Source organism: Dyella sp. (assembly GCF_035486915.1).
Taxonomy (GTDB): domain Bacteria; phylum Pseudomonadota; class Gammaproteobacteria; order Xanthomonadales; family Rhodanobacteraceae; genus Dyella_B.
In genome coordinates this window covers 1-23,637 of the sequence record NZ_DATHMR010000113.1, presented here as the reverse complement: position 1 = coordinate 23,637, position 23,637 = coordinate 1, and the positions used below count along the sequence as shown (strand labels likewise).

The following is a 23,637-nucleotide window of genomic DNA, read 5'->3' as shown; positions in this document are numbered from 1 at the left end:
CCATGGCCGTGTTGCGCCAACGCGGCGAAGTCGACGCACATGTACAGGTAGACCTGCCTGGCGGCAGCCTGCAAATCGATTGGAACGGCCCCGGCGAGCGGTTGTGGATGACCGGTCCGGCCACGTTTGTCTTCGAAGGTGAATGGCTGGATCCGCAACACGGTGATTGATGCGCAGGCGCGTCCATCGCACACTCGGACCCGGCGGCTCACCGCCTTACGTTTTCCGGATCGAGGTTTCGCGCATGACCAACGCCCTGCTCGACGAAACGATGAAAGCCAGCGATATCGCCGCTTATCTGCGCGAGCATCCGGACTTTCTCAGCGACTATCCGGAATTGGCGAATGTTTTGACGATGCCACGCGAACAGGGCGCGGTGGCTTCGCTGGCGGCCTATCAGCTGCAAACACTGCGCGACAAAAACGCCGAACTGGAACGCAGATTCAGCGAGCTCACCGAGATCGCCGCCCAGAACGAACGCCTGATGCATCGCGTGCACGATCTCAACGTCGCGGTGCTGCGCGCCAATACACCAGCGATCGCCGCGCGCAGTGTGGTGGTCAAATTGCGCGAAGACTTTGCCACCGATCAGGTGCGACTGGTTTTGTTCGGCAATCTCACGCTGCCGCCCGCCGAGTGGTTGATGCACGAACCGGGCGGCCGTGCCGACATGCCGGAATTTGCAGATTTCCTCGCGCATCATGAACCCATTTCAGGACGCCTTTCGGCCGAGCGTCTGTATCGATTGTTTGGTCAACAGGCACCCGACATTCGTTCGGCGGCGGTGATGCCGCTGGGCGAATACGGTTTGCTGGCGATCGGCAGCCGCGATGCCGATCACTTCCAACCCGGCATGGGCACGATGTTCCTGAAGATGATTTCGGCCACTGTTACCGCATCGCTGGCGCGCCTGCAGGATGGCGCCTGAGCGCCGCCGTGGACGCACAAGGCCAGATCGACGCGTGGCTCACACGGCTGGCCAATGAACGCCAATCATCGCCGCATACCATCGACGGTTATCGACGCGATCTAACGAAACTGACGGCGTACATGGAGAGGCAGCAAATTGCCTCGTTCGACAAGCTCGATTCCCATCGCATGCGCGGTTTCATCGCGTCCGAACATCGCGCGGGACTGTCGCCGAAAAGCTTGCAGCGCCTGCTTTCCTCGTGCCGCAGTTTGTTTCGCCAACTCACGCGCGAGGGATCGTTGTCGCACGATCCGCTCGCCGGTGTTCGCGGTCCCAAAGTGCATCGCAAGTTGCCGCAGGTGCTGGACGTCGACGAAGCCACTGCGTTGGTGGAAGGCGATGGCGATGACGCACTGGGTGTACGCGATCGCGCAATGCTCGAGCTTTTCTACTCCTCCGGTTTGCGTCTTTCCGAATTGATCGGTTTGCGCTGGCTGGATCTGGATCTGGATGCCGGCGAAGTGCGTGTGTTGGGCAAGGGCCGCAAGACGCGCATCGTTCCGGTGGGACGCCACGCCATCGCTGCGTTGCGTGCCTTGGGCGAAGCGGAAGGCCGCGCGCCGGAATCGCCGGTTTTTCGCGGACGACATGGTGCAGCGATCAGTCCACGCACCGTGCAGACGCGCATGAAAACGCTTGCTATGCGTCAGGGTTTTGCCAAGCACGTGCATCCGCATTTGCTGCGTCACACCTTTGCCAGCCACATGCTGGAATCGTCCGGCGATTTGCGCGCGGTGCAGGAGTTGCTCGGTCACGCCGATATCGCGACGACGCAGATCTACACCCATCTGGACTTTCAGCATCTGGCCAAGGTTTACGATGCCGCGCATCCGCGTGCGCGGCGTAAAGGTTAGGGATGCTCCGGCAGCGGCATTGATCAGGGCACCCCGCCGCCCTGCCTTGGTTTCGGGCTCGACGGCCCCACCTTTGCGATCCAGGCTTTCTTTCGGAGATATCCATGGAATCGTTCCACGCCACCACCATCATCTCGGTGCGCCGCCACGGCCGCGTCGTGATCGGCGGCGACGGTCAGGTCACGCTGGGCAATACGGTGATGAAGGCCAACGCCCGCAAGATCCGCCGTCTTGGCAAGGGTGACGTGCTGGCCGGTTTCGCCGGTGCCACCGCGGACGCTTTCACCCTGTTCGAGCTGTTCGAGCAGAAACTGGACAAGCACGGTGGCAACCTCACCCGCGCTGCCGTCGAAATGGCGAAGGAATGGCGCACCGACCGCCGCCTGGGCCGGCTCGAAGCCATGCTCGCCGTCGCGGACAAAGAAGCCTCGCTGCTCATCTCTGGCAATGGCGATGTGCTGGAACCCGAGCATGGGCTGATCGCGATCGGTTCCGGTGGTCCGTATGCGCAGTCGGCCGCGCTTGCGCTGATGGAGAACACCGACCTCGATGCGCGCGCCATTGTCGAACGCGCATTGAAGATCGCGGGCGACATCTGCATTTACACCAATCACAACACAACGATTGAAGAGCTGTAAGCGTCTTCATAACCCGTCATCCCGGCGCAGGCCGAGATCCAGTGTCGACTGCCTTTACGGTCACTGGATACCGGCACACGCCGGCGTGACAAAGCAAATAACTCCGTTTTCCCGGTGACCCTAATGTCCGAACTCACTCCTCGTGAAATCGTCAACGAACTCGACCGCTACATCATCGGTCAGCACGACGCCAAGCGCGCCGTTGCCATTGCGTTGCGCAATCGTTGGCGTCGCATGCAGCTGGACCCTTCGCTGCGCGAGGAAGTGACGCCGAAAAACATCTTGATGATCGGCCCGACCGGCGTCGGCAAAACCGAAATCGCGCGACGCCTGGCGACGCTGGCCAATGCGCCGTTCGTCAAGGTGGAAGCGACGAAATTCACCGAAGTGGGTTACGTCGGCAAAGACGTCGAATCCATCGTGCGCGATCTGGCCGATGTGGCTTACAAGCTTACGCGCGAGCAAGCGATGAAGCGCGTGCGAACGCAGGCCGAAGATCGCGCGGAAGATCGCATTCTCGATGCACTGTTGCCGCGTCGTCAGTCACCCACCGACTGGAGTCACGATCCCGCGCCCGCGTCGTCGCTGGAAAGCGACACGCGCCAGAAACTGCGCAAACAGCTGCGCGAAGGTGCGCTGGACGATCGCGAGATCGAGCTCGACGTCAGCATGAATGTCGGCGTGGAAATCATGTCGCCGCCCGGCATGGAAGAAATGGGTCAGCAGTTGCGCCAGATGTTCCAGAACCTCGGCGGCGGCAAGACGCAGAAGCGCAAGCTGGCGATCAAAGCAGCGCGGCCGTTGCTGATCGAAGAAGAGGCCGGCCGCCTGCTCAACGATGAGGAAATACGCGCGCAGGCGATGGAAGCGGCCGAGCAGAACGGCATCGTCTTCATCGACGAGATCGACAAGGTCGCACAGCGTTCGGAATGGGGTGGTGCCGGTGTGAGCCGCGAAGGCGTGCAGCGCGATCTGTTGCCGTTGGTCGAGGGCTCTACCGTCTCCACCAAGTACGGCCCGATCAAGACCGACCACATGCTGTTCATCGCCTCGGGTGCGTTCTCGCTGGCTAAGCCGTCGGACCTGATTCCCGAGTTGCAAGGCCGCCTGCCGATTCGCGTGGAGTTGTCGGCGCTGTCCGTGGACGACTTCAAGCGCATCCTGCGCGAACCGCACAACGCGCTGACCAAGCAGTACGTTGCCTTGCTGGGCACCGAGGGTGTGTCGCTCTCGTTCGACGAAACCGGCATCGACCGGCTGGCCGAAGTGGCCTATCAGGTGAATGAGCGGACCGAAAACATTGGCGCTCGCCGGCTTCACACGGTGATGGAACGCCTGTTGGAGAAGATTTCCTACGAAGCTGCAGACAAATCCGGCGAAAACTATCTGATTAACGCCGAATATGTCGATAAAAACCTGGGTAGCCTGGTGAAGGACGAAGACCTGAGCCGCTACATCCTCTGACGACGGGTGCTTTTTTCCAAGTTATTGTTATTTATGGATTATATTTCGTGGCAGCGGACGCTTATCAGGCTGTAAACATGAGGTCCGACCCCCTCTGGTAAAATATTGACCATGAGTAACGTTATTGAGTTGAAGACCACCGGCCAGCGTGCGCAGCTCCGCGAAGCGCAACAGAATCAGCAGCTGGTGCGTCTATGGCGCGGTGAATTGGAACACGGCAGCTTCTGCGGTTACGTCGGTAGTGTTGGCCGGGAATTTTTTCTGTTGTGGGTCGTTGGTGACGGTATTACCTACGACGGCATGTACGTGATGCGGCATCGGGACATCAGCGAGCTGGAAGCACCGGACAAGCATGCGATCTTCATGGAGAAGGCGCTGACATTGAAGAACATGGTGCCGCGTCCACCGCGTGCGTTCCCGCTCGACAACATCCGCGACGTGGTACAAGCCGCCAGCGCGATGGCGCCGGTGATCGGTATCCACGTCGATAGCGAAGATGAGGCCGAGGTCTGCTACATCGGACGGCTCGTCAGCGTCGAGGAAGATGGTTTCAACATGCAGGAAATCACGCCGGATGGTGAATGGCTGCGTGAGCCGTCGTTCTTCGGGTGGGATGAAGTGTCGACCGTGACGATGGAAGACGGCTACGCGCAATCGCTACTTGCTGTCGCGGGCGCACCGCCCCCACTGGTACACGGTGATTCCGACGTAGGTCGCGCACACTGATATGGATACAAGAAAACCCGCCAATTGGCGGGTTTTTTGATGCGTCGATGCAAGCCAGAAAAGTTGCTGCGCTTCGCAACGTTATAAGCCACCTCACCGTCATCCCGGCGCAGGCCGGGTGACGGTGAGGCTTGGACTAGCTCGCATCATCTCCCAAACAAATTGCGACGCGCCTCCTCATCCGTGCGCGCATCCAGCTTTCCTTTGATCGTGTCTCCGATCGCATATGCGCGACGCGTCGCATCGCGTTCCTGGATGTAATGGAACCAGCGCTTTAAATGCGGGAAATCATCAAGATCGATACCTTGATCGGCATGCGACACCGTCCACGGATAGGCCGCCATATCGGCAATGGTGTAGTCCTTGCCCGCGATGAAAGCACGTCCATCCAGACGCTTGTCGAGCACACCGTAAAGACGACGCGTCTCGCGCTCATAGCGCTCAATGGCGTACGGAATTTTTTCCGGTGCGTAGCGATTGAAGTGGTGATTCTGGCCCAGCATCGGACCCAGACCACCCATCTGCCAGAACAGCCATTCCATCACCGTGGTGCGGCCGCGCAGATCGGCGGGTAAAAAGCGGCCGGTCTTTTCGGCGAGATATTGAAGAATCGCGCCCGACTCGAAAACACTGATGGGCTCACCGCCATCGGCAGGCGTCTTGTCGACGATCGCCGGCATGCGATTGTTCGGTGCAATGGCGAGAAAAGCCGGTTCGAATTGTTCGCCCTTGCCGATGTTCACCGGCTTGATGGTGTAGGGCAGGCCGCTTTCTTCCAGAAACAGGGTGATCTTGTGGCCATTCGGCGTGGGCCAATAGTGAAGCTCGATCATGAGGACCTCCAACACTGAAACCTCAAGCGTCGGGGCCGTGAAGAGCGGTTTCAAGGTCGCGTTTTCTTTCGCCAATCCGTTCTTTTGCCCACTCGCAGGCAAATACCTACGTTCACAAGGTGTAAGCCCGGTAAACGGCAAGCTGCGCAATTCGTTTCCTGCCATGCAGTCATCGACAGATGCCTCACTACGGTTCTATCGCCCGGAGAAATCCCATGAACACCTTCGCTTCGCGTTTTGCCCTGCTTGCCCTCGCGCTGAGCGCCGTTAGCCTGGCACCTGTAACGTTTGCCCAGGACAACAGCTCTTCCGCGGGTTCCAGCAGTTCCTCGCCATCTTCTCAACCGATGCATCAGGCACCCGATCCGCAGAAACAGACGGCTCGTTTGACAAAGCGGCTGGGATTAAGCGACGACCAGTCGTCCAAGCTGCTGACGATTCTTCAGAACAGACAGCAGCAGATGGAAGCTATTCGTGGCGACAGCTCGCTTTCGCAGCAGGATCGTCACAGCAAGATGCGTTCGCTTCAGCAAGACAGCGATTCGCAGATCAACGCTGTGCTCACTCCCGCACAGCAAACTCAGTATGCAAACATGAAGCAGATGCAGAAGCAGCGTATGCAGAATGCGCACGGCCAGGACTCGTCGTCGGGTGAGTCCAGCGGCGGTAACTGATTGTTCTTCCGCTACGTACCGGCGTTACGCCGGTACGTAGCGCTGCGATGACTATCGCATCGCAGCGTCTGCCTTTACGCTCTGCAGAACACACGCGTTCTTGCGAGAGCACACATGACTCGTATCGTCATCGTCGGCAGCATCAACATGGATCTCGTCACCGTGGCGCAACGTTTTCCCGCGCCCGGTGAAACCTTGCTCGGCGAACGCTTTTTATCGGTTCACGGTGGCAAAGGCGGCAACCAGGCGGTGGCCGCCGCGCGGCTGGGTGCCGAGGTTCATATGATCGGTGCCGTCGGGGACGACAATTTCGGACAACCGCTATGCGATGCGCTGGCCGATGAGGGCATCCACGTCGAACACGTCGCGCGCATCGCGCATTGCAGCAGTGGCACCGCCTCCATCACCGTTTCTGGTGGTGAAAACCAGATCATCGTCGTGCCTGGCGCGAATGCGCATTTGACGCCATCGCATGTACTCAACGCCAAGGACGTCGTCGCGCAAGCCGACGCCGTGCTGGTGCAAATGGAAATTCCACTCGAAACCGTGGAAGCGACGTTGCGCGTCGCGCATCAGCAAGATGTACCCGTGATTCTCAACCCTGCACCGGCCCAACGGCTTCCTTCGGAGTGGTTGCAGCTCGCGCGTTACATCACACCAAATCAGCACGAGCTTGCCACGTTGCTGGGCGCCGACCCATCCGACGAATTTCGCGCGTTGATGCGCCGCGCACCGTGCCCGGTCGTGCTGACGCGCGGTGCTGAAGGTGCGTGGTTTCGGGAGCAAGGTGAACCGCAGCACCAGGAAAGTTTCGCTGTGCAAGTGGTCGACAGCACGGGTGCAGGCGATACGTTCAACGGCGCACTTGCTGTCTTCTTGCACGAAGGTTTGGATGTCGCTGTGAAGAAGGCGTGCGCGGCAGCGGCACTTTCGGTCACGCAATTGGGTGCACGCGCGGGCATGCCCCACCGCACTGATGTTGACGCATTGCTGGCACGTCAGCAGAACTAACTATTTGCCGATGCAGAACGAGCTGAAGATCGCGCCCAGCAAATCGTCGCTGGTGTAGGTGCCTGTTATTTCGCCAAGCGCATGCTGTGCATGACGCAACTCTTCGGCCGCGAGTTCGCCTGCGTGCGTGTCTACCAGCACGTGTGCGGTGTGATCGAGGTGAGCGGCGACCTGTTCAAGCGCAAGCACGTGCCGGCGCCGCGCGCTGAATGCGCCTTCTCCGCTGCCCGATCCGGCAAGTTGCTTGAGATGTTCACGCAACGCCTCAAGACCGGCTTCTGTTTTGACGGAGAGCCATAACCAGAACGCACCCGCTCGTTTTTCGCCATGTGCGTGGGCATCGCCAAGGTCGATCTTGTTGACGATGACGATACGCTCCACCGACGAGGGCAAGTCGTCGAGCCAGGCGAGGTCGTTCTGCGCGTGTTCGGCGTCCGTAACCAGCATGACTACATCGGCACGTTCGCGCTCGTCGTGTGCACGGCGCACGCCTTCGCGTTCAACCGGATCATGTGTTTCGCGCAGTCCGGCAGTATCGGCTAGTTCGAGGGTGATGCCGTCGAGCTGGATGCTTTCGCGCAGCACATCGCGTGTCGTTCCCGCGATGTCGGTAACAATGGCGCGTTCGCTACCCGCCAAAGTGTTTAGCAAACTGGATTTTCCCGTATTGGGCCGGCCGACGATCGCGACACGCAGACCGTCGTTGAGCCGAACGCCGCGTTGCGCTTCACGCAACAAGTCGGTGAGATCCGCGCGCAGTGTTCTTAGCTGTTGCGTAATGGCCGGATCGGCGAGAAAGTCGATTTCTTCCTCGGGAAAATCGATGGCCGCTTCGATGTGTACGCGCAGTGCAATCAAAGCCTGGAGCAGCGTCATCACTTTTCGTGAGAAGACGCCGTCCATCGATTGCAGTGCCGCTCGCGCACCCGCATGCGAGCGCGCGGCGATTAAATCGGCAACGGCTTCGGCTTGTGCGAGATCGAGTTTGCCGTTGAGAAAGGCGCGTTCGGTGAATTCGCCAGGTCGCGCGAGTCGTGCGCCCAGTTCGCACACACGCCGCAGCAGCGCATCGAGCAGCACCATGCTGCCATGACCTTGCAGTTCGATTACGTGTTCGCCGGTGTAAGAAGCTGGCGCGGGGAAGTGCAACAACAGTCCGCGATCGATCAACTGCCCATCGCCATCACGAAATGCCGCGAAGTGCGCGTGGCGCGGTTTGGGCGGTTGTCCGATAAGGGCTTGCGCTATGGCGGGAACGCGCGGTCCGGAAACACGCACGATACCAACGCCGGCCGCACCCGCTGCGCTGGCGATCGCGGCGATGGTGTCCTCATGGGGTGCGTGTGCGGTCATCGCGTATCAGCATAACCGCGGCAGGCGGCACATAGCCGCCCGCGCGAAGATCAGGCGGCCGCCTTGGCCGGTGCCGAGTCGTGCCGGCGCATCATCCACCACTGCTGCAGCAGACGGCACAGACCGTTCACTACGTAGTAGAGCACCAGGCCGGACGGGAAGAACAGGAAGATCACCGCGAACATCAGCGGCATGAACTTCATCATCTTCTGCTGCGTCGGATCCATGCCGGCCGCCGGCGGCATCAGCCACTGCTGCGCCAGCATCACGATGGTGTAGAGCACCGGTAGCACGAAGTACGGATCGGCGGCGGAGAGATCGTGGATCCAGCCGAAGAACGGCGCCTGACGCAACTCCACGCTATCGCGCAGCACGTAATACAGACCGTAGAAGATCGGAATGGTGATCAGCAGCGGCAGGCAGCCTGCGGCGGGGTTCACCTTTTCCTTCTTGTAGAGATCCATCATCGCCTGCTGCATCTTCTGGCGATCGTCACCGTAGCGTTCTTTCAGTGCGTCCATGCGCGGTTTGAGCTTGCGCATCTTCGCAGCCGATTCGAACTGCGCGTTAGTGAATTTAAACGTGACGAGGTTGATCAGCAGCACGAGCAGAATGATCGACACGCCCCAGTTGTGCGTGATCTTGTCGAGCTGCGCCAACACCCAATGCAACGGTTCGGCGAAGATTTTGAGCATGCCGTAATCGATGGTCAGTTCGAGGCCCGGTGCAATGGTTTGCAGCTGATCGGGCAGCTTGGGGCCTAGATAGAGCTGAGCTGCGCTGGTCGCCTGCTGACCCGCGGCCACACTAATTTGCGGGCCTACCGTACGAATGACGAAATGCGGCGCGGCGCCGTTGTTGTTGACGATGGCACTGGAGAACGTATCGGCTTCCTTCGCCGGCGGAATCCACACGCCGAGGAAATACTGCTGCATCATGCCAACCCAGCCGCCTGCGGTGGGTGTTCCAAGGTTCAAGGGCTCTTTTTCGAATTTGTCGTAGGCGAGCTTGTTGAATTTCTGATCGGGGCTGTACCACACCGCGCCGAAGAAACCGTAACGCGACTGGTCGGAAATACGTTCCAGGAAGTTGTGATACACCGGCACAGGGCGATCGACGCGCTGCATCTGGCGATACGCATTGCCGTCCCACGTCTTGCCGCTGCCGTTATCGATCTGCTGATCGAGGTCAATCACATAGCTGCCGCGATGCAGGGTATAGCGCTTCACCACCTTGATGCCCGACGGATCGGTCCAGGTGAGATCGACGTTCAGCGCATCCTGGCCATCCGTCAAGGTGTAGCTGGTCTGCGCGACCTGGAACACAGCGCGATGATCCGGTGCAGCGCCGTCGGCACTCACCAAGCCACTCTGCGCAGCGAAGTAATCGCTCGCACTGTCATCCAGCAAGCGAATCGGCGCGGGGTCCGGATTCTTTTTCGTGCGCGGTGTGACCGGATAGTCGAGCAATTCCGACCGCACGATACTGCCGCCACGCGTGTCGATGGTCAGGCGTAACACATCGGTGGTCACGGTGATGAGTTGCGCGGCAGTCGCCGTGCCTTCTGCACTGGTGTTGGCGATCGATGGGGTTGCACCCGGCGCATTGCCGTTATCGCTGCCCACTGCCGCGGCCACCGGCGCGCTGACCGGATGCGGTGCGTAATCCTGGTCCCAGGCCTGCCAAAGCAGATAGGCCACGAAAAACAGGGCAATAACCAGCATGGGGCGCAATTGATTCATCGCGTAGCGATCCAGTGAAGGGCGCCGCGACGGCGGCCCGCATAAATGAAAAGGTGGAAGGTCAGCACGCCATTGTGGAGGTGTCGCCCTCGCGCTTCAACGGCACAAGCTTGCGCCACAGAACATCGAGCTCGGCGAGCAGCTCCGGGCCGGGGACCCCGGCGGCCTGTTCGCGGGCCATGACCACCACATCGAAAGGAGGGAGTTGGGTGCGGACGCGGCGAAAGGATTCGCGCAGCAGCCGTTTGATACGGTTGCGCTCGACCGCGCGCTTGGAAACCCGTTTGGAAACGGCCAGCCCGAGGCGGGCGTGGCCGAGTTCGTTCTGCCGGTAACGCACAGAAAAACAGCGGCCGCCTAGGCGGCCGCTGGCTTGTCGCAAGACGGCGAAGTCACCGGCTCGGCGAATCCGCGTCTCGCGCGGCAGGCCGGCGGGACCCATATGCTCGAAGGCTTATGGGATCAGGCGCTTGCGGCCCTTGGCGCGACGTGCGTTCAGAATCTTGCGGCCGTCGGCTGTGGCCATGCGGGCACGAAAGCCGTGGGTGCGGGCGCGTTTGAGCTTGCTGGGCTGGAAGGTCCGCTTCATGGCTTCCTCCTAAGTAATGGGTGAAAAGACTTGGAATTATGCGGAACGGCCCTGGTTCGTGTCAAATAGCGTTTTGAGGCTGCTTGTGGATATCCGTGTGGATAGTTCAGCGGTAGGTGCTGCTAGACTTCCCGGTCCACCCCGCGCGAACGCGCACTTAGCTGTGGCTGAAAAGTATCCATGAGTGACTTGTGGCGGCGCTGTCTGGAGCGTCTTGAAGGTGAGTTGAGCGCCGAAGACCTGCACACGTGGCTGATGCCGCTGCAGGCCCGCGACGACGCGGACGGCTTACAGCTTTTCGCACCCAACCCCTACACACTGGAAGCGGTCCGCGACCGTTACCTGGGGAAGATCGAGACAGTTCTGGCGTTGCTCACCGGCCACGCGTTGTCCGTTCGTCTGGAAGTGGGATCGAGCGCAGCAACGACCAACGGCCAACGGCCGGCTGCGCCTGTGCGCGCCGTGACGACACCGGAACCGGCCGCCCCGAACTTTACGCACAACCTGGATCCGCACTACACCTTCGAAACCTTCGTCGAAGGCAAGTCCAACCAGTTGGGCAAGGCGGCGGCCATGCAGGTTGCGCAGAATCCCGGCCGCGCTTACAACCCGTTGTTGTTGTATGGGGGCACCGGTCTTGGCAAGACGCACTTGATGCACGCCGCCGGTAACTTGATGCGCGAGCACAACCCGCATTGCAAAGTGCTTTACCTGCGTTCCGAGCAATTCGTCGGTTCGATGATCGAAGCGTTGCGCACAAAAAGCATGGACGAATTCAAGCGCCGCTTCCGTTCGGTGGATGCGCTGCTGATCGACGATATCCAGTTTTTTGCGGGAAAAGACACCACTCAGGAAGAATTCTTCCACACGTTCAACGCGCTGTTTGAGTCCAAGCAGCAGATCATCCTGACTTGCGATCGCTATCCCAAAGAAGTGGACAAACTCGAACCGCGCTTGAAGTCGCGCCTGGGGTGGGGTTTGTCCGTGGCGATCGAGCCGCCGGATTTCGAAACGCGCGCAGCGATCTTGCTTGCCAAGGCGCACGAGAAAGGCGTGTCGGTAAGCGAAAACGTGGCGATGTTGCTGGCTAAGCGCATTCGTTCGAATGTGCGCGATCTAGAGGGCGCGCTCAACACGCTCGCCGCGCGCGCCAACTTCTACGGCAAGCCGATCACTACGGAATTCGCCGAAGAAACGTTGCGCGATTTGCTCGCCACGCATGCGCAGGCCGTCACCGTGCCGAACATCCAGAAGATCGTTGCCGAATATTTCGGCGTACGTCTGCAGGATCTTCTTTCCAAACGGCGCGTGCGTTCGCTCGCGCGCCCACGACAAATGGCGATGGCGCTGTCGAAAGAGCTGACCGAGCACAGCCTCCCGGAGATCGGCGAGGCGTTTGGCGGTCGCGACCACACCACGGTGCTGCATGCGTGCCGCACCATCCGCAAGTTATGCGAGACCGACACGCGCATGCGGCAGGACTGGGAACAGCTCATTCGCACGTTGACAGGTTGATCGCGCTCCATTGAATAAGCGCTTGAAAACCGGCAGGGTATCCTGTGGATAATATGTAGATGCTTTGGGGTACCGAAGTTATCCACCGCCGACACACAGGCGGCAGGAGTTTCCAAGCACAGGGGAATTTTACTTAACCCTTTGTTTTTGGTGGATAATTTGTTGTTATCAAGTTATCCACCGGGCCAGCTACCACCACTACTCTTCTTTTAAAAAACAGAACTGCAGGATAGGGAAAGCACACACATGCAATTCAGCATCCAACGAGAAGCGCTGCTTAAACCCTTGCAGCAGGTGGTCGGAGTGGTCGAACGTCGTCAGACGTTGCCTGTATTGGCCAATCTCCTGGTGAAAGTCGCCGACGGCAAACTTTCTTTCACTGGTACGGATCTGGAAGTGGAGATGGTGGCATCCACGGATGCCGACAAACTCGTCGACGGGGAAACGACCATTCCCGCGCGCAAGCTTTTCGACATCGTTCGCGCACTACCTGATGGCGCGAAGATCGAGCTGAAGCAAAACGGCGATCGCGTTGCCTTGAACGCGGGGCGCAGTCGTTTCACTTTGGCGACGTTGCCCGCGACGGAATTTCCGACCATCGATGAAATCGAGCTCGTCGAACGCGTAAGCCTTCCCGAAGAAGTGCTGCGTGATCTGATGGAACGCACTGCGTTCGCGATGGCAAATCAGGACGTTCGTTATTACCTCAACGGTATGCTGCTCGATCTGCAGGAACACGCGCTGCGTTGCGTTGCCACCGATGGTCATCGCCTTGCTCTGAAAGAAACGCATCTGGACAGCAAAGTTTCAGCGCGTCGTCAGATCATCATTCCTCGTAAGGGCGTGAATGAATTGGTCGGTTTATTGGAATCGGGCGAAGGCACCGTTGAGCTTGAATTCGGGCGCAATCATCTACGGGTTCGTCGTGGTCAAGTGGTTTTCACCTCGAAACTGATTGATGGTCGTTTCCCTGATTACGAAGCAGTCATTCCGCTCGGTGCAGATAAGCGCGCAACACTCGATCGCGAAGTGCTGCGTGGCGCGTTGCAACGCGCAGCCATTCTTTCGAATGAAAAATACCGCGGCGTAAAGCTTGAATTCTCACCGGGCAAGCTGCGCATCGTTGCGCACAATCCGGAACAGGAAGAAGCGGTCGAAGAAGTGGAGGCCGATACCGCCGTCTCCGATCTGACGGTCGGCTTCAATGTCGGTTATCTGCTCGATGCCTTGGCTGCATTGCGTGGTGACAAGGCACGATTGAGTTTGCGCGATGCTCAATCGAGCTGTCTGGTGCAGGAAGACGATAGCGAGCAGTCGCGACACGTGATCATGCCGTTGCGCCTCTGATTGTGTGCATGCATCCATTTCTTTTCGCGCTGATACGCCCAAACGCCGGAGCCTCAAGCTCCGGCGTTCTTGTTTTTGGGGCGTGATCCTATGAGGCTGGAACGTTTGCAGCTTCAGGGACTGCGTTGCATTGCCGATGCAAGCGTCGATCTGGACGGTGGTTTCAATATCTTCGTAGGGGCCAATGGCGCGGGGAAGACATCGGTACTGGAGGCGGCTTTTCTACTCTCCCATGGGCGGTCCTTCAGAAGCGGGGCCAGGGACGTCCTCTTGCAACGCGGTGCACCAGGCTTGAGTATTTTTTCAACCGTCAGACACGATAACGGGGATCTCGCTCGACTTGGCTTGGGCCGTACAGGTCCTTCGCGCTGGGATGCTCGCCTAAATGGGGAAGATGTACCGATCGGGCAGCTCATCCGAGAGTGCGCGGTGGTGTGTTTCGAACCAGGTTCCCATGCACTGATCGCTGGGGCGGCTGAAGAGCGGCGCCGGTACCTCGATTGGGGAGTGTTCCACGTGGAACAGGAATTTCTACCCACGTGGCGCCGTTACCAGCGCGCGCTAAAGCAACGGAACAGTCTGCTTCGCGCCGACACATCTTTTGACGACGCACTCTACGGACCGTGGGAGCAGGAGCTTGGCCGCACTGGCTCCCTTATCGATGCTTGGCGCCGTGGTTACTTCGACGCATTGTTGCCAAACCTCAGAGATGAGGCCTCGAGATTGATACCGGAACTTGGGCAGGTTGATTTGCGCTACAGGCCGGGCTGGTCCGAGGGCGAGGATCTTGCGGTAGCGCTCGCCTCACAGCGCGGCCGCGATCAGGGTAGGGGTCACACCACGGCGGGAGTGCACCGTGCGGACTGGTCCTTATCGTTCGAGCACGCGCCGCAGCGGGAGCACTTGTCTCGCGGCCAGGAAAAGTTGGTGGCCCTCGCGTGCTTGCTAGCTCAGGCGAGGGTGGATGCCACGCACCGGGGTGAGTGGCCGATCATTTGCCTCGACGACTTGGCATCCGAGCTCGATTTGGCTCATCAGGGCGCCGTGCTGGAAGGCCTGTTGGGGGTGCCGGCCCAGGTATTGGTGACGGGCACGGAGATTCCATGGTCCCTCCAGGCTTCGTCGGGGAAAGTGTTCCACGTGGAACAGGGTCAACTGTCGCCCCTGCTATAATCGGAAGGTTGCATCCAGCCCGGCCCCTATGGCGCCGCACCGGGCGGATTCTTGGCGTCGGGAAACGGTTATTGCATGAACGCATCTTACGATTCGAACAGCATCAAGGTACTCAAAGGTCTGGAAGCGGTGCGCAAGCGCCCGGGTATGTACATCGGCGATACCGATGACGGCACCGGCCTTCACCACATGGTATTCGAGGTCGTTGATAACTCGATCGACGAAGCCCTGGCCGGCTATTGCGACCACGTCATCGTAACCATCCGCGACGATGGCTCGGTAAGCGTGGTCGACAACGGCCGCGGCATTCCGGTCGACACGCATCCCGAAGAGGGGCGGTCCACGGCCGAAGTCGTCATGACCGTCCTGCACGCCGGCGGCAAGTTCGACGCGAACTCGTACAAGGTTTCCGGCGGTCTGCACGGCGTGGGCGTGTCGGTCGTCAACGCGCTTAGCGAGCATCTCTGGCTGACGATCTATCGCGATGGCCAGGAATACCAGCAGGAATACGCCCATGGCGAGCCGCTTTATCCGGTCAAAGCGGTAGGGCCGTCCGACAAGCGCGGCACTACGGTGCGCTTTCAGCCCAGCCCGCTGACGTTCACCCATATCGAATTCCACTACGACATATTGGCCAAACGCCTGCGCGAACTGGCCTTCCTCAATTCTGGCGTCACGATCGATCTGTACGACGAACGCGGGGAAGGGCGGCACGACACGTTTGCCTATGAGGGCGGCATTCGTTCCTTCGTCCAGCATCTGGCGCAGCTGAAAACCGCGCTGCACCCGAACGTCATCAGCCTCAGCGCACAGCAGGACAACATCACCGTCGAGCTGGCGATGCAGTGGACCGACTCCTACCAGGAGACGATGTTCTGCTTCACCAACAACATTCCTCAGCGCGACGGCGGTACGCACCTGACCGGTTTTCGTGCCGCACTGACGCGCGCACTGCAGGCGTACATCGAAAAAGAAGGTCTGGCCAAGACCGCGAAGGTCACGCTTTCGGGCGACGACATGCGCGAAGGCCTCATCGCCGTGCTCTCGGTGAAGGTGCCCGATCCGAAGTTCTCCTCGCAGACCAAAGACAAGCTCGTATCGTCCGAAGTGAAGACGGTGGTCGAGCAGGTCGTCTACGAAAAGCTTGGCGAATTCCTGCTGGAGCATCCGGTCGAAGCCCGCCAGATTGCATCGAAGGTTGTCGACGCCGCTCGCGCTCGCGAAGCTGCCCGTAAAGCGCGGGAAATGACACGACGCAAAGGCGCTCTCGATATCGCTGGGTTGCCCGGCAAACTGGCCGACTGCCAAGAAAAAGATCCGTCGCTGTGCGAACTGTTCCTGGTCGAGGGTGACTCCGCAGGTGGTTCGGCCAAGCAAGGCCGTAACCGCAAGACGCAGGCCGTGCTGCCCTTGAAGGGCAAGATTCTCAACGTCGAAAAGGCGCGCTTCGACAAGATGCTCTCGTCGGCGGAAGTCGGCACGCTGATCACCGCGCTGGGCACGGGTATCGGCAAAGAGGATTACAACCCAGACAAGCTGCGCTATCACCGCATCATCATCATGACCGACGCGGACGTGGACGGCTCGCACATCCGCACGCTTCTGCTTACGTTCTTCTACCGTCAGATGCCGGAGCTGATCGAGCGCGGTCACGTGTATATCGGCCTGCCGCCGCTCTACAAACTCAAGCAGGGCAAGCAGGAGCTTTACCTCAAGGACGACGCGGCGCTCAACGCCTATCTGATCTCCAGCGCGGTCGACAATGCAGACCTGACGTACACGCCGGCTGCACCGCCCATCAACGGTGAAGCGCTCGAAAAACTGCTGCGTGATTACCAGACGGCACTGGATCAGATCGAGCGCCTGGGACATCGCTTCGATGCCAACGTGCTGGCCGCGATGCTTGAGCATCCGCCGATCGAAGCACGCCACTGGCAAGACGCTGCCGCCATGCAGACCTGGCTGGATGGCCTCACGGTGAACCTCGCCAGCAGCGGTCTGGGCAAGCCGCGTTATCGACTCGCTCTACGCCCGGCGCACGGCGAGCATCCGGCAGCGATTGAGGTGATTCGCGACCAGCACGGTTTGAATCACACCTGGTTGTTGCCGCAGCCGTTCTTCACTAGCTCCGAATTCCGCCCGATTCTCAACATCAGCCAACAGCTGGCGGGTTTAATTCAGGCCGATGCCGTTGTGCGTCGAGGCAACGCATCGCGCGGTGTCGTGCGATTCGCCGACGTACGCAGCTGGTTGCTCGATGAAGCCAAAAAAGGCCGCACTATCCAGCGCTTCAAGGGTCTGGGTGAAATGAATCCGGAACAGCTGTGGGAAACCACCGTCAATCCAGAGACCCGTCGCATGTTGCAGGTGGGTGTCGAAGATGCGATCGCTGCCGATCAGATGTTCTCCATGCTGATGGGCGAGGCGGTGGAACCGCGTCGCGACTTCATCGAAGCCAACGCACTCAAAGTCGCGAACCTGGACATCTGAGTTAACGCACAACGCGGAATCATTTTTCCGCGTCGTGTGCTAGCGCTTGCATTAACGCATTAGCATGCGCATACACATACATTTTCTCCATGGCGGTGCATAAAGAAACGCATCGCGCACCCCGGCTGAGAAAAAAATGCGGACGAGTATGGTGAAAATGTCATAAGCCTTTGATTTGGCTGCGCCTTTCATGTCGCAGTGCGACTTGTTATCGAGAGAGTCACCAGTTACTCTCAGTGATCCCCCGCACAGCTTGTGCGTCTACACCGACTCCTTTTTCACTTTGAGGAACGCCATGAAACACGCTTCCCTGAAGATGCTGGCCGGCGCAGCGTTTGCGTTGATATTGGCGAGCACTCCTGCGCTAGCGAGCAGTGACTCGTCAAAAGGCCAGCAAGCTGCGTCGCTTTATCCCAATGCGACGCGCACTTCACCTAAGCCTGACCTGACCGATTCGAAAGATGAGAAAGCACTGAAAGATGGCCTCAATGCCGCCAATTCCGGTGACATGACCAAGGCGACCCAACTTCTTCAGCCCGTCGTTGATTCGAGCAAGAGCAAATACGCGCAAGCCAAGGCACTGGAAGGTCTTGCCGTGGTGCACGCGAAGAACAACGATCTGAAACCCGCGATCGATATGCTGCAGCGCGCAGTCGCCTTGAACTCGCTGCCCAATGACGACTACTTCCTTTTGCAATTGCAGCTGGCCAATTACTACCTCGTCAGTCAGCAATTTCAACCAGCCATCGATACGCTGGAAAAATGGCGTGCCGATGGACGCGCCGATACTGCCGAATCGCACGGTTGGGAAGGCGAGGCGTATCTGGAGCTGAAGCAATATCCGCAGGCGATCGCGCAGCTCAAGCAAGCGCAGTCGATGACGGACAAACCCGATCCGAACTGGAACGAAGCACTGCTGCAGGCGTACAACGACTCCGGTCAAAAAGATCTCGCGTCGCAAATTGCACAAAAGCAGATGGCAGCGAACGCCAGCGATCCGGTCGCTTTTGAAAACAGCGTAAACCTGCTCGTGCAGACGCAGAAATACGATCAAGCGCAGCAGTTGCTTGAAAAGGGTCGTTCGCAGGGCCTGCTCAAGGATCAGCAAGAGTATGTGATGCTGGCCAAGCTCTATATGATTCATGGTCAGAGCGCCGACGATCCGAAGGCCGATTCCGATAAAGCGACTGCCGTGCTGCAGGAAGGTATGAGCAAAGGCGTTGTGCCGTCGAACTCGGAGAACAACGAGCTGCTCGGTGATGCTGCGTTCAACGGTGGCGATTACGGAGCTGCTGCAGCGGCATACAAGAAAGCGCTGCCCGATGCGAAGACTGGCGATGTCTACGTGAAGGCAGGCTTGGCGATGCTTGAGCAGAACGATTTTGCTGGCGCCAAGACGGCAATCCAGCAAGGCATCGACAAAGGTGTGCAGCACAAGGGCAGGGCTTACATGGACCTCGCTAACGCGAACATCGGCCTCAAGAACAAGGTCGCTGCCGTCGATGCAGTCATGGACGCACAGAAGGATCCGGAAACCGCAGCGCAGGCGAAGGCCTGGCTGCAAAAAGCCGGTGTTGGCAATTAATTGAAGGACACGTGACGTTTGTGTCTTCACTTGGCTTATGGACGTCCATAAGACCGCCGTGGAAACGCTATACAAACGCCATGTGCTGTTGTACCGTTGGACTTTTCCCGCACTGTCCAGTGGCAAATGTCACCCTTTTGGGAACGGCTTTGCCGCTGGGTGCTGCGACCACGTCTATTCCGTTGACTAGCTCCTGATTGAAAGCGACAGATGGCCTCAAGTAACGAAGATACCGGCGTCAAGCCGTTCAGTTGGGGGCGCACATGGGCGCTGGCAGTTGCCATCGCGCTGCACGCGTTTGCTTTCCTGATACTGATCGCGCCGATGGCGCCACCGAAATCGGTGGAAGTTCAGAAAGACAAGATCGTGCAGGTGAACTTCCAGGAACCGCCACCGCCACCACCACCACCACCGCCGCCGCCGCCGGAACCGCCGAAGCAGCCGCCGCCGAAGATCGTGCAGCAGGTTATCCCGCCGCCGACTCCGCCGCCGCCAGCTCCGCCGCCGGCAGTGGAAGAGCAATCGACCAACGCCGTGGCATCGCCACCGCCTGCGCCACCGGCACCGCCGGCACCGCCGGCTGATATCGCGGCAGGTCAGGACATCAGCTACAACAGCCGAATGCAGCCGAAGTATCCGCCACAGGCTATTCGCCAGCGGCACGAAGGCACAGTGACGTTGTTGATCCTGGTGGCTGTCGATGGCACGCCAAAGGACATCAAGGTCGATCAGTCCAGCGGTTTCCGCGAGCTCGATCGCGCGGCAATTGAAGCGGCACAAAAATGGCGTTTCAATCCGGAAATGAAAAAAGGACAAAAGGTTGAAGGTTACGTACGCGTACCCGTCAACTTCAATCTCAACCAGCTGTAATACCAATTACAGTTACAGTTCACGCTTGACTTCCAAGGGTAGCGTTTATGTTCCAACAGACTCCTGCTCCGTCCGATGCCGCTCCGTCTCTGGGTGGCAACGCCAACGCGATGGCTATGCAACAGATGGGTTTCCACGACCTGCTCAAGAATTTCGATGCCTTGGGTTGGATCGTTTTCGTGGTCCTCGTCATCATGTCCTTCGCATCCTGGTACTTCATCATCGCCAACGCCATTCGTAACCAGATGGTGCGTGGTCGCGCCGACGGCGTGATCAACGGCTTTTGGTCCAACAACTCCACGCAGGATGCCATCCGCGAGCTGGAAGCCCAGCCCAAGGGTGAACCATTCTCGAAGATTGCTCTGGACGCTGCGTCCGCCGTTGCTCACCATCAGCAGGCAGCTGCTGGCGGTGGCCGCCTTGCCGAATCGCTGAGCCGCTCGGAATTCATCGACCGCGCTCTGCGTCAGGCCGTCGCTCGCGAAAGCCTGCGTCTGGAAGGTGGCATGACCCTCCTTGCAACGGTCGGTTCGTCCGCACCGTTCATCGGTCTGCTTGGTACGGTGTGGGGCATTTATCACGCCCTGATCCGCATCGCCGCTTCCGGTAATGCTTCGATGGAAGCCGTGGCCGGTCCGGTGGGTGAAGCTCTGATCATGACCGCGTTCGGTCTGTTCACCGCTATCCCGGCCGTGCTTGCCTACAACTTCTTTACCCGCTCGAACCGCCTCACGTACGCCCGCTTCGACGAATTCGCGCATGACCTGCACGACTTCTTCGCTACCGGCGCGCGCGTTGAAGGCGCCGCTCCGACGCAGAAGTGAGGGATTGACCCATGGCGATGAGCTCCGGAAACGAATCCGGCTCGCCGATGTCGGAAATCAACGTCACGCCGCTGGTTGACGTGATGCTGGTGCTGTTGATCATCTTCATGATCACAGCACCACTGATGTCGCACCGGATTACGGTGAAGCTGCCGACGGCTAATCCGAAAACAACGGATCAGCCCACGCCGGTTCCGCCGATCGATCTGGCCATCAAGGACGATGGCAGCATGTTCCTCAACGATGACCAGAACGCCATCTCCGATGTCGAACTGAAGTCGAAGTTCGCGGTGTACGCGGCGATGTCGCCGCAGCCGGAACTGCAGATCCGTGCCGCGAAGGACACGGAGTTCAAGACTGTTCGTAAGGTCCTCGGTGATGCGAAGGATTCGGGAATGGTCCATGTCGGTTTCATGACGACCGGCAAGGAGTGACGAGCCATGGCATTTAGTACTGGAAGTGGCAAGGGCCCGATGGCTGATATCAACGTCACGCCGCTGGTCGACGTGATGTTGGTGCTGTTGATCATCTTCATGATCACGGCACCGATCATGACCCACAAAATCAAGATCGATCTACCGCAGCCCAATCCGAATGTGATTCCGCCGACCAATCCGCCGGATCCCATTCACCTGAAGATCGATCAGTCTGGCGCTTACTACTGGAACGACACACCGGTGGATGAGTCCGCGTTGAGAGAGCAGATCCACGTGATTTCGCTCAAGTCGGACGTAGAGCAAAACGAACTACAGATCGACGCGGCAGACGCGGTGCCTTATCAGGACGTAGCTCGAGTTCTGGCTGACGCCAAGAGCTATGGTCTGACGAAGATCAGCTTTATGGATAGTAGTAGTCAGTAATTCCTGCGATTGAACCTGAGCAATTCAATAGCAGCTAGCGCTACCCGCAAAAACCCCCGCGAAAGCGGGGGTTTTTGTTTCTGCGTTTGATGCTCAACTTCTCACCCTTTGCACAAATAGCCGTCTATACGGCCAGTCTTATCGCAGTATCTGAAGATAATTGCGCACGGTTGTGCTGAGACCCTCGTAAAGCGCCTCACCCATCAGTGCATGGCCGATCGACACTTCGGCTAAACCAGGAATGGCAACGCGCAACGTGCCCAGGTTCGCCTGACTCAAGTCATGGCCAGCATTGACCGCCAGTCCAGCCTGTTGCGCGCGCCGTGCCGTATCGACGCACAACGCCAGCTGCCCCGCAGCATCGCCTTCTTCGAAGGCCTGGGCATAAGGACCGGTATAAATTTCAACGCGCTCTACACCAATCGCCACAGCGTGTTCAAAACCTTGCGCGCCCGGATCTACAAAAAGACTCACACGACAGCCCAGCTCTCGCAGCTCCGCGACGAGTGGCCGCAACCGGTCCGCGTCGTTCGCTAGCTCAAAACCGTGGTCGGAAGTTATTTGTCCATCGCTGTCAGGTACCAACGTCACCTGCGTGGGCCGCACTTCACGTGCCAATGCAATCAGACCCGGATACGCACCGCGTGCCGCAGCAAACGGATTGCCCTCGATGTTGTATTCCACGCGGCCGCGCAACAGTGCCGCCAAAGTACGCACATCGTCAGGTCGCACATGGCGCATGTCGGGGCGCGGATGGACGGTGATGCCGCCGCAACCTGCTTCGATGCAAGTGATGGCGGCGCGCGACAAATCGGGCTCATCGCCACCACGGGAGTTGCGCAGCACGGCGATCTTGTTGAGATTGACGCTGAGCAGAGTCATGGATGGAAGAAAAATCGATCGTGGGCCGCACACAGTGCGCCGATCAGAGCGCCTCGGCAAGTGTCCACATGGCGATGCTACGCGACGGACCTCGCCATGCCAGACTGGCTACGTGCTGCGCACCGGTATCCAACGCGTGCAATTGCCACTGCGCCGCTTCCTCCCCATCCAGCCAAAGCAGCTGCGCTGGCGCGGGTGGAACGGAAACGCAAAAGCGCTGCAAACCAAAGGCGATGCCTCGACCCAGTGCCTTGACGACCGCTTCCTTGCCGGTCCACAGCTGAAGAAATGCCAGCTCGCGCTGTGACTCGTTCAGTGCCGTCAGCGCTGCGGTTTCCTCGGGGTGAAAAAACCGTTCCGCAATATCCAGCGCTCGCGGCCGCACATAGACGCGTTCAATATCAATACCCGGCGTGATACCGCGCGCCACCGCAATGAGGGCTTTGCCCGCGCTGTGCGACCAGTTGAACTGCAGTAGGGCATTCCACGGTGCGGCCAGTTCGGGACGTCCGTGTTCGTCATTGCGCAGAATTACGCTCTCAGCGGGCAAACCGAGATAAACACCCAGCAGTGCTTTTAACGGTTCGCGTTGCAGCTCTCTTCGATAATCGAGCAGCCAAACGTGGATGACGTCGTTGTTCAATCCCCCGGCAATGCCGGCGACGTCGTGGCCGAGAGTTGTTCGCATAGCTACATGCTGCCGGATCGCCGCCGCCAGACACAAGCGCAGCGGCGATGCTTCGATGTCTACGTTCAGCGAATCAGACGTTCGTCTACCAGGTTTTTCACCACGCCCGGATCGGCAAGCGTGGAGATATCGCCCAGCTGGTCGGGCTGGTTCTCGCCGATCTTGCGCAAAATACGGCGCATGATCTTGCCCGACCGTGTCTTGGGCAAACTCGGCGCCCATTGAATGTAATCCGGCGTGGCAATCGGGCCGATTTCCTTGCGCACCCAGGCGACGAGCTCTTTGCGCAACGCCTCACTACCCTGCTCACCGGCCACCAACGTGACGTAGGCGTATATGCCCTGACCCTTGATCTCGTGCGGACAGCCAACCACCGCCGCTTCGGCCACTTTCGCATGCGCTACAAGCGCACTCTCGACCTCGGCCGTGCCAATGCGGTGACCGGAAACATTGATCACGTCATCAACGCGTCCGGTGATCCAGTAATAACCGTCTTCATCTCGACGCACTCCGTCACCGGTGAAATAGTTACCGGGATACGCCTTGAAA

24 protein-coding genes are annotated in these 23,637 nt (G+C 59.1%); 16 read left to right on the top strand and 8 right to left on the bottom strand.

Annotated elements, in window-relative coordinates; all coding sequences use genetic code 11:
* The first annotated feature begins 244 nt into the window (after positions 1 to 244).
* From VK725_RS09005 to VK725_RS08985, 5 genes are all read left to right on the top strand, one after another.
* Complete coding sequence (locus VK725_RS09005) at positions 245 to 928, top strand: DUF484 family protein (protein ID WP_325317724.1); 684 nt, start codon at positions 245 to 247, stop codon at positions 926 to 928.
* A gap of 8 nt (positions 929 to 936) precedes the next feature.
* Complete coding sequence (xerC, locus tag VK725_RS09000) at positions 937 to 1,824, top strand: tyrosine recombinase XerC (protein ID WP_325317723.1); 888 nt, start codon at positions 937 to 939, stop codon at positions 1,822 to 1,824.
* 104 nt (positions 1,825 to 1,928) lie between these two features.
* Positions 1,929 to 2,462 (top strand): ATP-dependent protease subunit HslV, encoded by a 534-nt coding sequence (gene hslV, locus VK725_RS08995; RefSeq protein WP_325317722.1) that lies wholly within the window; start codon positions 1,929 to 1,931, stop codon positions 2,460 to 2,462.
* A 123-nt stretch (positions 2,463 to 2,585) separates the two neighbouring features.
* Positions 2,586 to 3,926, top strand: coding sequence for an ATP-dependent protease ATPase subunit HslU (gene hslU / locus VK725_RS08990; RefSeq protein ID WP_325317721.1), 1,341 nt, complete (start codon positions 2,586 to 2,588; stop codon positions 3,924 to 3,926).
* A 111-nt stretch (positions 3,927 to 4,037) separates the two neighbouring features.
* Positions 4,038 to 4,652, top strand: coding sequence for a hypothetical protein (locus tag VK725_RS08985; RefSeq protein WP_325317720.1), 615 nt, complete (start codon positions 4,038 to 4,040; stop codon positions 4,650 to 4,652).
* Between the two features lie 146 nt (positions 4,653 to 4,798).
* Here the strand turns inward: VK725_RS08985 and VK725_RS08980 are convergent, their stop codons facing one another.
* Positions 4,799 to 5,485 (bottom strand): glutathione binding-like protein, encoded by a 687-nt coding sequence (locus VK725_RS08980; protein WP_325317719.1) that lies wholly within the window; start codon positions 5,483 to 5,485, stop codon positions 4,799 to 4,801.
* 215 nt (positions 5,486 to 5,700) lie between these two features.
* Between VK725_RS08980 and VK725_RS08975 the strand changes: the two genes are divergently transcribed.
* Complete coding sequence (locus VK725_RS08975) at positions 5,701 to 6,159, top strand: hypothetical protein (protein WP_325317718.1); 459 nt, start codon at positions 5,701 to 5,703, stop codon at positions 6,157 to 6,159.
* Positions 6,160 to 6,273: 114 nt separating this feature from the next.
* Positions 6,274 to 7,170 carry a ribokinase gene (gene rbsK, locus VK725_RS08970; protein ID WP_325317717.1) on the top strand — a complete coding sequence of 299 codons (897 nt, stop codon included), beginning with the start codon at positions 6,274 to 6,276 and terminating at the stop codon, positions 7,168 to 7,170.
* Here the strand turns inward: rbsK and mnmE are convergent, their stop codons facing one another.
* The 4 genes from mnmE to rpmH all read right to left on the bottom strand — a co-directional run bounded on the left by mnmE (position 7,171) and on the right by rpmH (position 10,854).
* Complete coding sequence (gene mnmE / locus VK725_RS08965; RefSeq protein WP_325317716.1) at positions 7,171 to 8,523, bottom strand: tRNA uridine-5-carboxymethylaminomethyl(34) synthesis GTPase MnmE; 1,353 nt, start codon at positions 8,521 to 8,523, stop codon at positions 7,171 to 7,173.
* A 50-nt stretch (positions 8,524 to 8,573) separates the two neighbouring features.
* On the bottom strand, positions 8,574 to 10,265 hold the full coding sequence (gene yidC / locus VK725_RS08960; protein ID WP_325317715.1) for a membrane protein insertase YidC: 1,692 nt from the start codon (positions 10,263 to 10,265) through the stop codon (positions 8,574 to 8,576).
* Positions 10,266 to 10,326: 61 nt separating this feature from the next.
* On the bottom strand, positions 10,327 to 10,707 hold the full coding sequence (gene rnpA / locus VK725_RS08955) for a ribonuclease P protein component (RefSeq protein WP_325317714.1): 381 nt from the start codon (positions 10,705 to 10,707) through the stop codon (positions 10,327 to 10,329).
* Between the two features lie 12 nt (positions 10,708 to 10,719).
* Entirely contained in the window at positions 10,720 to 10,854 is a 135-nt protein-coding gene (gene rpmH, locus VK725_RS08950) for a 50S ribosomal protein L34 (protein ID WP_008211413.1), read from the bottom strand.
* Between the two features lie 180 nt (positions 10,855 to 11,034).
* Between rpmH and dnaA the strand changes: the two genes are divergently transcribed.
* The 9 genes from dnaA to VK725_RS08905 all read left to right on the top strand — a co-directional run bounded on the left by dnaA (position 11,035) and on the right by VK725_RS08905 (position 21,518).
* A complete protein-coding gene (dnaA, locus tag VK725_RS08945) occupies positions 11,035 to 12,369 on the top strand; it encodes a chromosomal replication initiator protein DnaA (RefSeq protein ID WP_325317713.1) in 1,335 nt (444 codons plus the stop codon).
* 246 nt (positions 12,370 to 12,615) lie between these two features.
* The gene (dnaN, locus tag VK725_RS08940) at positions 12,616 to 13,716 is read left to right on the top strand and encodes a DNA polymerase III subunit beta (RefSeq protein WP_325317712.1); all 1,101 of its coding nucleotides are present in this window, start codon (positions 12,616 to 12,618) and stop codon (positions 13,714 to 13,716) included.
* Between the two features lie 90 nt (positions 13,717 to 13,806).
* Positions 13,807 to 14,889 (top strand): DNA replication/repair protein RecF, encoded by a 1,083-nt coding sequence (recF, locus tag VK725_RS08935; RefSeq protein WP_325317711.1) that lies wholly within the window; start codon positions 13,807 to 13,809, stop codon positions 14,887 to 14,889.
* 75 nt (positions 14,890 to 14,964) lie between these two features.
* Positions 14,965 to 17,379, top strand: a complete 2,415-nt coding sequence (gyrB, locus tag VK725_RS08930; protein WP_325317710.1) for a DNA topoisomerase (ATP-hydrolyzing) subunit B — start codon at positions 14,965 to 14,967, stop codon at positions 17,377 to 17,379.
* A 295-nt stretch (positions 17,380 to 17,674) separates the two neighbouring features.
* Positions 17,675 to 18,964 carry a tetratricopeptide repeat protein gene (locus VK725_RS08925; protein ID WP_325317709.1) on the top strand — a complete coding sequence of 430 codons (1,290 nt, stop codon included), beginning with the start codon at positions 17,675 to 17,677 and terminating at the stop codon, positions 18,962 to 18,964.
* Between the two features lie 210 nt (positions 18,965 to 19,174).
* Positions 19,175 to 19,834, top strand: a complete 660-nt coding sequence (locus tag VK725_RS08920) for an energy transducer TonB (RefSeq protein ID WP_126674249.1) — start codon at positions 19,175 to 19,177, stop codon at positions 19,832 to 19,834.
* A gap of 47 nt (positions 19,835 to 19,881) precedes the next feature.
* Entirely contained in the window at positions 19,882 to 20,658 is a 777-nt protein-coding gene (locus VK725_RS08915) for a MotA/TolQ/ExbB proton channel family protein (RefSeq protein ID WP_325317708.1), read from the top strand.
* Positions 20,659 to 20,669: 11 nt separating this feature from the next.
* Entirely contained in the window at positions 20,670 to 21,092 is a 423-nt protein-coding gene (locus VK725_RS08910) for an ExbD/TolR family protein (protein ID WP_126674248.1), read from the top strand.
* Positions 21,093 to 21,098: 6 nt separating this feature from the next.
* Complete coding sequence (locus VK725_RS08905; protein ID WP_325317707.1) at positions 21,099 to 21,518, top strand: biopolymer transporter ExbD; 420 nt, start codon at positions 21,099 to 21,101, stop codon at positions 21,516 to 21,518.
* 138 nt (positions 21,519 to 21,656) lie between these two features.
* Here VK725_RS08905 and VK725_RS08900 read toward each other — a convergent pair whose 3' ends face one another.
* From VK725_RS08900 to VK725_RS08890, 3 genes are all read right to left on the bottom strand, one after another.
* On the bottom strand, positions 21,657 to 22,400 hold the full coding sequence (locus tag VK725_RS08900) for a pyridoxine 5'-phosphate synthase (RefSeq protein WP_325317706.1): 744 nt from the start codon (positions 22,398 to 22,400) through the stop codon (positions 21,657 to 21,659).
* Between the two features lie 43 nt (positions 22,401 to 22,443).
* A complete protein-coding gene (locus VK725_RS08895; RefSeq protein WP_325317705.1) occupies positions 22,444 to 23,088 on the bottom strand; it encodes a 4'-phosphopantetheinyl transferase family protein in 645 nt (214 codons plus the stop codon).
* A gap of 65 nt (positions 23,089 to 23,153) precedes the next feature.
* Positions 23,154 to 23,637: AMP-binding enzyme (locus tag VK725_RS08890; protein WP_414648475.1), on the bottom strand; the 484-nt coding region annotated here is incomplete at its 5' end.